Source organism: Bacillus sp. m3-13, assembly GCF_000175075.1.
Taxonomy (GTDB): domain Bacteria; phylum Bacillota; class Bacilli; order Bacillales; family Bacillaceae_I; genus Sutcliffiella_A; species Sutcliffiella_A horikoshii_C.
The window spans coordinates 1-12,778 of record NZ_ACPC01000047.1 but is presented as its reverse complement, the minus strand read 5'-3'; the positions used below and the strand labels follow the sequence as shown (position 1 = coordinate 12,778).

9 protein-coding genes and 1 pseudogene are annotated in these 12,778 nt (G+C 43.4%); 5 read left to right on the top strand and 5 right to left on the bottom strand.

The window, feature by feature from the left end:
- The first annotated feature begins 187 nt into the window (after nucleotides 1-187).
- The 4 genes from M313_RS24140 to M313_RS0119260 all read left to right on the top strand — a co-directional run bounded on the left by M313_RS24140 (nucleotide 188) and on the right by M313_RS0119260 (nucleotide 5,121).
- Nucleotides 188-1,912: a two-component system sensor histidine kinase NtrB gene (locus tag M313_RS24140; protein ID WP_157182515.1), complete on the top strand. Its 1,725-nt coding sequence runs from the start codon at nucleotides 188-190 to the stop codon at nucleotides 1,910-1,912.
- A 15-nt stretch (nucleotides 1,913-1,927) separates the two neighbouring features.
- Nucleotides 1,928-2,158, top strand: a complete 231-nt coding sequence (locus M313_RS0119270; protein WP_010199132.1) for an excisionase family DNA-binding protein — start codon at nucleotides 1,928-1,930, stop codon at nucleotides 2,156-2,158.
- 188 nt (nucleotides 2,159-2,346) lie between these two features.
- The gene (locus M313_RS0119265; protein WP_029326601.1) at nucleotides 2,347-3,723 is read left to right on the top strand and encodes an aldehyde dehydrogenase; all 1,377 of its coding nucleotides are present in this window, start codon (nucleotides 2,347-2,349) and stop codon (nucleotides 3,721-3,723) included.
- A gap of 189 nt (nucleotides 3,724-3,912) precedes the next feature.
- The gene (locus M313_RS0119260) at nucleotides 3,913-5,121 is read left to right on the top strand and encodes an MFS transporter (RefSeq protein ID WP_010199128.1); all 1,209 of its coding nucleotides are present in this window, start codon (nucleotides 3,913-3,915) and stop codon (nucleotides 5,119-5,121) included.
- A gap of 28 nt (nucleotides 5,122-5,149) precedes the next feature.
- Here the strand turns inward: M313_RS0119260 and M313_RS0119255 are convergent, their stop codons facing one another.
- From M313_RS0119255 to hpaB, 3 genes and pseudogenes are all read right to left on the bottom strand, one after another.
- The gene (locus M313_RS0119255) at nucleotides 5,150-5,347 is read right to left on the bottom strand and encodes a YwbE family protein (protein WP_010199127.1); all 198 of its coding nucleotides are present in this window, start codon (nucleotides 5,345-5,347) and stop codon (nucleotides 5,150-5,152) included.
- A gap of 67 nt (nucleotides 5,348-5,414) precedes the next feature.
- Nucleotides 5,415-6,365, bottom strand: a pseudogene (locus tag M313_RS26870) (glycerophosphodiester phosphodiesterase family protein).
- Between the two features lie 104 nt (nucleotides 6,366-6,469).
- A complete protein-coding gene (gene hpaB, locus M313_RS0119245; protein ID WP_010199120.1) occupies nucleotides 6,470-7,915 on the bottom strand; it encodes a 4-hydroxyphenylacetate 3-monooxygenase, oxygenase component in 1,446 nt (481 codons plus the stop codon).
- Between the two features lie 138 nt (nucleotides 7,916-8,053).
- Between hpaB and M313_RS0119240 the strand changes: the two genes are divergently transcribed.
- On the top strand, nucleotides 8,054-9,226 hold the full coding sequence (locus M313_RS0119240; protein ID WP_010199118.1) for a D-TA family PLP-dependent enzyme: 1,173 nt from the start codon (nucleotides 8,054-8,056) through the stop codon (nucleotides 9,224-9,226).
- A gap of 345 nt (nucleotides 9,227-9,571) precedes the next feature.
- On the opposite strand, the gene M313_RS0119235 is transcribed toward M313_RS0119240, so the two are convergent.
- A complete protein-coding gene (locus M313_RS0119235; protein ID WP_010199116.1) occupies nucleotides 9,572-10,960 on the bottom strand; it encodes a dipeptidase in 1,389 nt (462 codons plus the stop codon).
- Entirely contained in the window at nucleotides 10,957-12,447 is a 1,491-nt protein-coding gene (locus M313_RS0119230) for an amidase family protein (protein WP_010199106.1), read from the bottom strand. Before M313_RS0119230 ends, M313_RS0119235 begins: the two co-directional genes overlap by 4 nt.
- Nucleotides 12,448-12,778: the final 331 nt, after the last annotated feature.

The following is a 12,778-nucleotide window of genomic DNA, read 5'->3' as shown; positions in this document are numbered from 1 at the left end:
TTAAGCAGAAAAACAACAGATTATTCTGAAAAAAATAAACTTTTTGTAAAATAAACCGTTTTCATGTCGGATGGAGCAAATGTGTGAAAGAATAGTGTTAATATTCGCCATATATTGCTTTGCCCATTGATATGGCATACAATGAAAGCTGATTACTAGACAGCTCAGAGATTCGAGAGTGATTTCGGTGAAAACTTACTACCATAAACATAAATTCATACTAAACTTACTTGTCGTATTCCTATTAGGGTCCGGCCTCTTTTTCGTTCATCTGCAATCTCCTTTTTCCTTTTTAACAACGAAACCTACTTTATTCGCTTTACTGGTAGTTTCAATAGTGCTTTTAACGATCAATACCGTTCCTCTTCCTCCAAAAGGAAATTCTCTCAGTATGGACTCTGCCATTTTTCTAGCGACTTTGTTCGTATTCGGATTGAACCTTTCCTTATGGGCTTTACTTGCTAGTGGAGTAGTATATAGTCTATTAAAGAGGGAAATAGCTTGGTGGAAGCACCTAGTGAATTTTTCCATGTATGCTCTTATGATTACAGGAGCGCATTATATCTTTCTTTGGACGGGTGGGACGATAGGATATTTACAAGCTTCAAATCTACTGTCTTATTTGACCACATTGATCAGTTATTTCTTTATTAATATACTAATTATCGGCGTTTTCTTTTACTCTATGAATCATCCGCAGTTAATTCAGGAAATGAAAAGCACACTGCAGAAATCTGTTTCGAATTATGCTATTACACTAGCTTCGGCACTTTTATTAGCTTTGTTGTTTGAATCGGATGCCGTGCTTGGGCTGATTATTTTTACTGTGATTATTCTATTGGTGTCTAAAGGCTTCAAGGAATACTTTTATCTCAATGAAGAAATAAACAAGGACCGTTCTTATCGGCAACAGATTCTCAATTCCTTGCCTGTTGGAATTATTACAGCGGATGATAAGCAGTCCAATTTTTCATTGAACACCGCTGCATCCTGCTTATTGAACCTGACCGGACAAGAAATAACAGATGTCATCATGATGAAAGTGCCGCCAGCTTTCAACTCTTCCTTCTGGGAAATCATGCTGTCAAAAAGAATCTGTCAGAACGTCAAGGTGAGGTACTCAAGAGGTGGGGAAGACCTGCGCTTGCTTGTTTCGCAGTCCGTTTTGCATGACGAAGATCAAAACATTATCGGCAGAATTTTTTATTTTATTGATATAACAGAGACAGAAGAGCTAGAGAAAAGGATGCATCAATCGGAAAAACTAGCTGCTTTAGGAGAGCTTGCTGCAGGCGCTGCCCACGAAATTCGGAATCCATTAGCGGTGTTGCATGGCTTTTTCTCTTTGATGAAACAATCCTTTACAAAAGACGAGCTTGAACGGTACCAGGTGCCTTTACTGATAAAAGAGTTTGACAGAATCAACGCCATCATCGAAGACATGTTGCTCATGGCGAGACCGGGCGCACCAAGACTACATGAAACGACGTTTAAGACAATTTTTGAGCAGATTCCTACTTTGCCAGACACGAATGAAAATGTGCCTGAGCTTAAGGTGATGCTTGACGATACGAAGGTAATGGTGGACCTTAAGCAGATGAAACAGGTCATCTACAACCTTTATCGAAATAGCAGAGAGGCTATTAAAGATAATGGAATCATAACGATATCCTCCCAAAAATTAAATGGAAAGTATCAAATATTTTTTAAGGACAATGGAACAGGAATTCAAGATGAGGTGAAAAGCTCCCTTTTCCATCCGTTTCATACATCTAAGGAAACAGGTACCGGACTTGGATTGACAATCGTTCAACGCATTATCGAGAATCACCAAGGAAGTATCGAAGTGTATGAGACATCGTCAAAAGGGACGACTTTCCTCATCACGTTACCATTATCACCCCAACAATAAAAAAGGAGTGTCAGCATGTACCTATCCGTTAAAGAGACCGCCGAATATTTATCCTGTTCAGAGTCCTATGTGAAAACCCTTATACAAGAAAAGAAAATCCGAGCATTGTATGATGGAACCGACTATATGATCAACAAAGAACAATTTACTACCCATATGAAACAGATGGAAAAGTATAAAGAGTTGATTGAAGAAGTAAGAAGCGAACCGATTCCTGAAGATATTGATATTAAGGATGAGGACTGAAGTGGAAAGCACCTAGTTAGGGTGCTTTTTCTATTTTACTTGACTGTTTATTATTATATGTTTAAACTTTTAAACATAACAACAGGTAAAAACTTGTCTAATTCATTCTATTTGTAAGACAATAGAAATAACATAATCTGAATATGCGAAAACAGGAGGAATCTTGTATGACGATTTCAACGACTGACATAAACGAAAAGGTTGAAAAATTACTTGCGAATCATAGGAGTTATTTTGAAAAAGGGGATACAAAGGATATTGACTTTCGCCTAGAGCAGCTGGCAACCTTAAAGAAGGCAGTTCAGAAATATGAAGCGGAATTGATGGAGGCTTTGAGAAAGGACCTAGGAAAATCTATATTCGAAGCATACGGTTCTGAGGTTGGGTATATCCTTGATAGCATCGGATTTTTTATGAAAAATTTAAAGAGCTGGGCTAAGGTGAAAAAGGTGAAAACACCGCTTGTTCATACTGGCTCCAAAAGCCTGATCTATTCCCAGCCTTATGGGACGGTATTAATTGTCGGACCATTTAATTATCCTGCTCAGTTAGTATTAGAGCCTCTAATTGGGGCGATTTCTGCTGGGAACTGCGCTGTGATCAAGCCTTCGGAATTCACGCCGAATGTATCTGGAGTGCTTACAAAAATGATACGAGAATTTTTCAACGAAGAGTACATCAGTATCGTGGAGGGGGCGAAAGAGGAGACATCCGCCCTTATCCATGCGCCATTTGATTATATCTTTTTTACGGGAAGCGTAGAGGTTGGCAAAATCGTGATGCAGGCTGCTGCCAAGCGCCTTGTTCCGGTCACACTCGAGCTTGGAGGCAAGAGCCCTTGTATCGTTCATAAGGATGCCAATATAGAGGTGGCGGCGCAACGTATTGCTTGGGGGAAATTCATGAATGCAGGACAAACATGCGTGGCGCCTGATTATGTTCTTGTACATGAAGATGTTCGAGAGAAACTGGTAAAAGCATTGAAAAAAACGGTACATGATTTTTACGGAGACAACCCACAAGAAAGTAAGGATTACGGCCGTGTGGTGAATGAGCGCCAATTTGACCGCCTTGTATCATTATTGGATAAGGAAAAAGTGGTCGTTGGAGGACGCAATGATCGGGATAAGCTTTATATGGAGCCAACGGTGATGGATGGTGTAACGTGGGAAGATGACGTGATGCAGGAAGAGATATTTGGTCCGATTTTACCTGTTCTTGCTTATAACGACATAAAGGATGCCGTAATACAGGTTAATAACTATCCAAAGCCGCTCGCATTATATGTGTTTACCGAAGACAATGAGGTGGCGGAAAAGGTTATTGGAAGCACTTCTTTCGGTGGAGGGTGTGTGAATGATACGGTCACACATTTGACCAATCCATACTTACCATTTGGTGGAGTAGGGACATCGGGCATCGGTTCGTATCATGGGAAAGACAGCTTTGATACTTTTTCCCATAAGAAAAGTGTGATGAAAAAGAACACCAAGTTCAATCTGAGTTTTCTTTACCCGCCGTATTCTGATAAGAGCATAAAAGTGCTAAGGAAATTTATGAAGTAGACAGCTTCTAAATTCAGGGGGCAGGAAGTTCTTTACATTTCTTTTATATGTCGTCTGTGTTAATATTTAGATAGACGAAATATATGTAGCAGACGCAGCCTTTTAGGAAAATGAATCTTCGTACGTGGAGATTCATTTTCTTATTTATTTGGACTTAAGGGCGTCTTTTTATAGTGGGAGAGTGTAAGAATGGTACCGATTCAGAAAAAAGAAGCGTTATGGACGAAATCGTTCATCATGTTGATGGTAGGAAACTTGTTTGTGTTCATGTCTTTTCAGATGTTGATTCCCACGTTGCCTCCATATATTAAGTCGTTGGGAGCAACGGGTTTTGAGATTGGATTGGTAACCGCCTTATTTTCCATCGGTGCTGTGTTGAGCAGGCCGTTTATCGGTTTTGTGCTGGAGTACCGGGCGCGTAAACCGCTTGTGTTGATCGGCGCGGTTGCATTGCTTGCTGTGACAATCATCTATCCATTGTCCCAGGTAGTGCTGGTATTCCTATTATTCCGACTTGTACATGGTCTTGCATGGGGCTGGTCCACAACGGTAAATGGAACCGCAGCGGTAGATGTTATCCCACGTTCCCGACTAGGTGAAGGGATGGGGTATTACGGATTATCGATTACAATCGGAATGATTATCGCTCCAAGCTTAGGGATCTACCTTTATCAGGTCACAGAGTTTTCTAACTTGATCATGGTAAGTGCTGTTCTTGGAGTTATTGCGCTTGTGCTGTTAGGTGTGGTTTCTTACCAGACGCCTGCTATCGTGGAAAAGACGAAGAAGGAGGATTTGAAGTTTTCCTATATCGGCTCCCTTGTGGAAAAAAGCAGCTGGTATCCCGCCTTTATCACATTGATTGCGACATTTGGCTACGGTTCGATTGTCACGTTTATCGTGATATTTGGTGAAGAACGTGGAATTGACCAGATCTTTCTTTTTTATCTTGTTAATGCGATTATGGCATCATTATCTCGTCCAGTTGCAGGAAAATGGTTTGATAATCATGGTCCACGGGGCTTGGTATTAATGTGCATGTTCTTGTCCTTTGTCGGCATGTGGGTGCTTTCCTTTGCGCACTCCAACTTGTTTATCGTGATAGCTGGTGCGTTGTTCGGAGTAGGTTTCGGTTCTTTGATACCGACCTTGCAATCATGGACCTTATCCATGACTCCTGAAAACCGCCGTGGAGTGGCAAACGGCATGTTCTTCTCTTCTATTGACCTGGGAATTGGACTAAGCGGAATCATCTTTGGACTCCTTGCACAATTCGTCCCAACCGCAGCCCTCTTCCAAATCTCTAGCAGCTTCATGCTCCTCGCCATGCTCTTCGCCTGGATTGAAGGCAAACGAAGAAAACGAGCAGTGCTTGAAGAGATGAGAGAAGGGGCATAAAGAAAAAGCGTAACCTCCGTCAAAGGGGTTACGCTTTTTCGATTTCTTTGACCCTGCCGACTTGTCCGTCTTGGAGGCGGACTTTGATGCCGTGGGGGTGGTTGGGGGATTTGGTTAGGATGTCTTTAACAATCCCGCTCGTTAGTTTGCCTGTGCGTTGGTCTTGTTTGAGTACAATTTTTACTGATTGACCGACAGCGATGTCTGACCGTTTTTGTCCATTCATTTTCTATAGCCTCACGTTTCTGTAATTACTAATAGTTTATTATATCATAACCAAACTCTCCGCATTCTTAATCGACCATTTCCTCCCTAACCTCAAGCAAGAGATCAGGTCGGTTCGTCAGGATTCCATCTGCCCCTCTTTCAAGCAGGTAACGCATCGTTTCCTTATCATCAATCGTCCAGTAGTGCATCTGTACGCCGCTTCTCTGCGCATCCCGAATCAGCCTCAGATTCGTCAAATCAAAAATACTTTCTTGTAAAGGGACTTGAAAAGCGTCCACCTCAGGCTTGTAGAGGTTGCGGACAAATAGTTTATGAAAAAGGACAAACCTAGTGATTTCTTGTCTGCCGCTAACAAGTGCAACCTTTCCATCTGTGAAACTATTGAATGTCTCAAGAATTTCCTGGTCGAATGATGCGACAAGCAAAGTATCTTCTCTGTTATACTCTTTGGTCAGCTCTCACAACTTCCTTGCAATCTCTTCATACTTTTCAGGTGGATTGGTGTCTTTGATTTCAATTTCAATACGGGTGTTAGGGAAGGCTTGAAACATTTCCTCCACAGTAGGGATGGTGACGCCCTTTCCGCGGAAACTGTTATTGCCATCTAAATCAACAAAATGATAGCCTGCATCTAATTGTTTTACTTCCTCTAAGGTCAACGCGGCTACTTCACCTTGCCCATTTGTAGTTCGATCAACAGTAGGGTCATGGATGGCAACAAGGTGTCCGTCTTTTGTAATATGTATATCTGTTTCCAACACGTCGACACCCATTTCCACTGCTTGTTCAAAGGCTATCATGGTATTGGAGGGCGCGAGGTGCTCACCGCCTTGATGCGCGATGACTAGCGGGAGTCCACCATTTTCAAAAAAGGGTTTGGTCACTTGCTTGGAAACAGGTAAAAAGGTGAAGAAAAGGCCCAGTGTGCCAATCGTACCGGCAATAGTCCCCAGGGCTATCCAGGCTTTTCTTTTTTTGCGGGATTTCTTTTGTGAAGGAATGGTAATCTCGGCCATAAGGTAACTTACCCTCTTTCTCTTTTCATCTTCTTATACTTAAATTATAGAATAGTTTGAAAATAAGAAAAGAGGGTAGCCGTAATTTTTTGGCTACCTTTCTATTATTCGAAAAATCCTAATTCCCTCGCAACGTCATCCACTAATTCTTTCCTGTCGTATTCATGATATAGTCCCATTGCCAAGCGCGTCGGACAGCCAAAGAAGAAGCGTTCGTACAGCGTTTGGCGGGATCCGAATGCGCTCATGCTGATATCCCATGCTAAGCGGAACAGCTGGATGCGGGTTTTAGCATCAGTGGTTGCTGACTGTAGGTATTGGTCAATATCCGCCCGTATTGGTGATTCGAGGTCAGCCTCCGTTGGGATAGACACAAGGCCACTTGCGCCGAGCAGCTGCAGAATCTCGATGAATCTTGGATACACTTTAGGAAACTGCACAATAGCAACAGAAAGAGGGGTAACATCTGGTACCATTGTTCCGTGCTTATCCGGTTTCGCATTCATTTCTGATGCGAGAAGCAAGGCTTTATGATTTTCTACTGCTACGATGATTTCGCTGATTTTTTCTTTTACATGCCCATACTCACCTATCGCGATAGTGTTGACCAAAAGTTGTGCAATACCTAAAATGAATTCGGCTTTCATTACCTGTCTTGACACCACCTGGTGGGTGACAAGCGGTTTGAAGTTACTAATGGAATACAGTTTGTTGGCGACATCAATATTTTCCGCAACAAAAACCCTCTCCCATGGCACTAAAACGTTATCAAGCACTACAATAGCGTCCATTTCTTCAAACCTTGATCCAAGAGGATGATTGAAAGTGGAAGAGTCATAAGAAAAGGATTCCCGGCAGATAAATTTCAATCCTTCAGTGTTACTTGGGATACTGAAGGCATAGGCGAAAGGCTCTTCAAACATTTTAAGTCCAGAAGAGGAGATGATGATCTCATCGGTGATACCACCCTGTGTAGCCAATAACCGCGCGCCTTTAATGACAATCCCTTCTGAGGTCTTATCAACCATCCTTGCTGCCACAATATTCTCATCGTCCTCGTAATGTAAAGAAGAGCGATTTATTTGTGGAGCAATGAATGTATGAGTAAAAGAGAGATCATTTTCCCTAGCATACTCGTAAAAATTTTTAAGATTCTGCGGGAATTGCGGACCTTGTTCTTCCAATAGATCTGCCGAGGAGGCAAGTGCCATCAATGTAGAGTTTTTATAATCAGGGGAACGCCCCATCATTCCAAATGTTGACTTTGCCCAAACCTGAAACATCTTTCTTCTTTTCTCCAAATCTTCTTTAGTTGTCGGTCGTAGATAGGAGGTTCCGACCAGATTCCCAGTTGTGTCGGATGTGAAAGTCATAATATCTTTGTACTTTTTGTCGTGTTGCATATCAAATAGTGAGGCTTGACTTCTCATCACTCCTGAAAAAGCCGGGTGCTCCGAGATATTCCCTTTGACCTGCTGTCCGTTATACCAAACATTTGCATGAAGCGAGTCGATTCGGGTTAGATATTGTTTTCCGTTGATTATTCCCATGCTGCTCACCCTTTGCCCAGATTACTTCTTTCAATGTATGCATATGGGATTGTCTGATTTACTACCGGGCTTCATCAAATTTTGAACGGCTAGGTTGGCGTGGTATAGTGAGGAAAAGATGGACTGGAGGGAGAAAAAATGAAACAGGAATGGATGGAATTTGATACACCCACATTAATTTTGGATGGACAAATCTTACTGAAGAATATACGTAAGATGAGCGATTTTGCGAAAGAAAATAAGGTGAATTTGCGTCCGCATATCAAAACACATAAATCTGTCGAGATTGCCAAACTTCAGTTAGAGCATGGAGCAATTGGCATTACCACCGCAAAGCTGGAAGAGGCAGAAGTGATGGCAGCCTCAGGAATAAAGGATATTTTAGTGGCATATCCGGTTTCAAGCCCAGCAAAAATAGAACGAATCATTGCTCTTTTGGATCAAGAGGTGGATTTAAAAATAACCGTGGATAGTCTGGAACAAGTGAAGCTGCTTCAAAAAGCTTTGGAAAAAACAAGCCACTCGTTAGAAGTTTGGATTAAAGTAAACTCTGGCCTGAACAGGTGCGGAGTGGAGCCTGGCGAGAGAGCTGTTGAACTTGCAAAAGCCATCATACTATTATCCCGGTTACGAATTGGCGGAATCTTTACCCATGCAGGTCACTCCTATGGTGCAAATGGGAAAGAGGAGCTTGAACGCATTGCTTTAGCTGAAGCAGACGCGGTGGTTAAAAGTGCGGAGGCATGTGAAAAGGCGGGCATCCCGATTTTGGTAAGAAGTGTTGGCTCTACCCCGACTTATCGGATTTCAGGACTAGTGGATGGAATTACAGAAGTACGTCCCGGAAACGCGGTTTTCTTTGACAGTATTCAAGTAGGGCTTGGTGTTGCAGACAGGGCAGACTGTGCGTTAACGGTTTTGGCATCTGTCGTGGGTGTGTATGAGGGGAGAATTGTTCTCGATACAGGAAGTAAAACATTGTGTTTGGATAAAGGTGCACATGGGCTGGACTCGGTGAAAGGGTATGGATTTGTGGTGGATCATCCTGAATTGACAATAGAGAGGCTGTCCGAGGAGCATGGGGTGGCGGTCTTTGAAGGTAGCTGCGATTTGCGCTTGAATGATAAAGTGCGCATCATACCCAATCATGCGTGTACAGTGGCCAATATGTTTGAAGAGTATGTGGTGGTGGAAGGCGAGCATGTGGTAGATAGGTGGAAGGTGGATGCGAGGGGGGATGCGGAAGTAGAAGCGGTCTTTATGAGAGTAGGGTGTCAGGTGAGGAACGCTTTCCGCTCTTATATATGCTAGTTTTTAAAGGAAAATAGATGGTTTATGATGCGGTTTAAAATGGTTCGGACACTTTAGCTTGTGCTTCGGACATTTTAAGCTGCTTGTTTTTTAATAGGTTCGGTCAAGAAAGCTCTCCCTTCGGACAAGAAAGGAGAGCTGTTCGGACATTTAAAATTTCGTTCGGTCAACTTTACAAAAACTTCGGACAATTTCGCGAAATCTTCGGTCAACTTTGTAAAATCTTTGGTCAAATTCGGAAAAACTTCGGACAATTAGCAAAACACGCTCTACAAATTTAATTTTCAACAACTAAAAACCAAAGGTGTTAGACGACATCATTCGAAGGGATTCACCATCTTACCGTCACTCCACATCCAACGCTGCTGCCAACTCCTCCCAATACGCACATAGTGTCAGCAGACCTTTATCAAAATTCTTCAGCTTGAAATTTTCATTTGGTGCATGCACATTGTCAGAAGGCAATCCAAAGCCCATCAATACGATCGGTGCTTGCAGGACTTCATCCAATGTTGAAACGATCGGCAAGGAGCCGCCTCCACGTGTAAAGGTGGTCGGAACTTCCCATACCTTTTCAAAAGCCCGACTTGCTGCTTGGATGGCAGGGTGATTGAATGGAGTCACAAACGGTGCTCCTTTGTCAAAAAGGGAAACAGTAACTTCTACGCCAGCAGGCTTATGCATCGTAACATGCTCCTGTAATAGGGCCAGTATTTCATCTGGATCCTGATCTGGTACAAGGCGGCAAGTGATTTTGGCATGTGCTTCAGAAGGAAGAACCGTTTTGATTCCATCTCCCTGGAATCCGCCGTACACACCGTTTATTTCAAGTGTCGGGCGGACCCATGTGCGCTCATAAAAGCTGTATCCTTTTTCTCCATAAAACTCTTGAACTCCAACTTCCTCTTTGACCACAGCTTCATCAAAGCCAATTGCTTCAAAAGCGGCTTTCTCTTCCACTGTCAAAGGGACCACCTTGTCATAAAACCCATCCACAGTCACCACACCATCACCGTCGTGGAAGGAAGCGAGCAATTCCACCACTGCATGAATCGGGTTTGCCACAGCACCGCCGTAAAGCCCGGAGTGAAGGTCACGTTTTGGGCCTTTGATATCGAGCTGGAATCCACACATTCCACGCAAACCATAGCATATGGTCGGCTTGTCTTCTTCAATCATGGATGTGTCGGATACAACCACCACATCAGCAGCAAGCATTTCTTTATTTTGCTCAATAAATGTTGGCAAATTGGGACTGCCGACTTCTTCCTCACCCTCAATACAGAACTTAAAGTTAAAAGGTAATGTCCCAGTCGTCGCAAGAACCGCCTCTAACGCTTTTATATGCATAAACGTCTGGCCTTTGTCATCACTGGCACCGCGAGCATAAATGCGCTCGTTACGGATTGCCGGTTCAAAAGGTGGGGTATCCCATAAATGAAGGGGATCAACGGGCTGAACGTCATAATGTCCATAGATCAAAACGGTGGGCTTGTCCTCACCCGCGTGGAGCCAATCACCATATACAATGGGGTGACCTTTTGTCGGGTGTAAAGCCACATTTTCCATGCCAAGCTTTCGCAAAGACTCGGACATCCATTCCGCAGCCCGTAACGTGTCTGCATTATGTGCCGGTAGGGCGCTCACACTTGGAACAGACAATAAGTCTACTAATTCTTCTAAATGCCTTTTCCGATGCTCTGATAGATAGGAAGTTATGGTTGCTGTCGTCATGATTTGACCTCCGTTTTTTGAAATGTAGGTGCTCTTCGAAGCCTTGTTGCTTGTTCATATCCATAGGCAATTTGGATAAGGGTGCTTTCTTCAAATGCTCTGGCGGTAAATGTCACCCCAACTGGTTTCCCTTTTTCCGTATAGCCAGCGGGAACGGTGATAGAAGGATAACCTGCCTTTGCAGGAATGCCCGCGCCAAAGTTGTTCGGTGTCAGAATTGCATCAAGGGTGTGTTCTTCCATAACAGCATCCAAGCCGCCTTCTCTGGAACGATAAAGATCTTTTTCACGACTTGATAGGTATTCTTCCTCTGTTAATGTTCCGCTGTGTTTGTCACTTTCCTCAAGGACTGTCTGGTTATGCTTCAGCATTTTGGAAGAGTCCTTTTTATTAAAAGCAATTAAGTCTTGCAAGCTTTTAATCGGTACAGAGGAACCTGTATTACGTAAGTAGGCGTTCAGACTTGGTTTAAATTCATAAAACAGCGTAAGGTAATCCCATTCTTCTTTTGCAAATGGAATATCGATGGATCCGATTACTTCAGCGCCTTGTTCTCTGAGACTGGCAATTGCTTCTTCCATCAGAAGTGCTTCCTCGTCTGAAAAATAAGTAAAATAAGGGTCACGAGCCACTCCAATCCGCATTCCGTTAAGTCCTTCTTTTAATAGGAAGGAAGTGTAGGATATGCCTGGGGTTGGATTTGTTTTGGTGGCAATGTCTTTTTCATCTGTCTCGGTCAATGCGCTCAGAAGGACAGCGGCATCTGTGACTGATTTTGTCATAGGTCCGGCTGTATCTTGACTGAAGGAGATTGGGATGATGCCCCTGCGACTAATCAGTCCTACAGTTGGCTTTATCCCGACAATGGAATTGGAACTTGCCGGACTTAAAATGGAACCGGAAGTCTCTGTACCGATGGCTGCAGCTGCGAGGCCTGCTGCAACCGCAGCTCCTGATCCACTGCTTGAGCCACCAACATCAAATTGGCCGGGACCATAAGGATTAAGGACTTGTCCACCTCTGGAGCTGTAACCATTTGGCATCTTTTCCGTCATGAAGTTAGCCCATTCTGTCATATTGGTTTTGCCAAGTATGACCGTACCAGCTTTTCTCAGTTGACTTGCCACAGCGGAATCTTCCGCTGCCACGTGATGTTCCAAAGCAAGAGAACCTGCGCTTGTATGCATCATATCGCCTGTATCAATATTATCTTTTAAAAGAACTGGAATGCCATGAAGAGGCCCGCGTGCACCGGACTGGTCTCTTTCCAAATCAAGGGCTTCCGCAATAAACACCGCATCAGGATTAACCTCAAGAACTGAGTTCAACTTTGGCCCGTTTTTATCATATTTACTAATGCGGTGAAGATACATGAGAACTAGCTCTTTTGAAGTAACTTCGCCATTTTCCATCGCCGCTTGCAGCTCCTCAATCGTCGCATTCGGCAACCATTCATCCACAAGCCCAGAGAGTTTCGGGTGGTTCATCCAAAAAACCTCCTATATAATTTTAGAATAAAGTAGTATCTCCTGTAGATTGAAGTGCAAGGTGTTCGACTCCAGCGGGGGAGTAACGGTAGGTTGAGACCCCGCAACGAAGTTGGCCACTGAAAAAGTCTTTGATGTTAGATTATTTTAAGACACCGCTGTTAATTTCCGCAAACGGCTTCGCTTTCCACGGGGCGACCTTGAGCCTCCTCAGGCTACGCCCTGCGGGGTCTCAACATTGTCGCTACTCCCCCGTAGGAGTCTTCGCCTATTGCTCCAATCAACAGCTATAAATTATTCAAAAGATTGGTTACTAGGTTTTTTCAGTGGC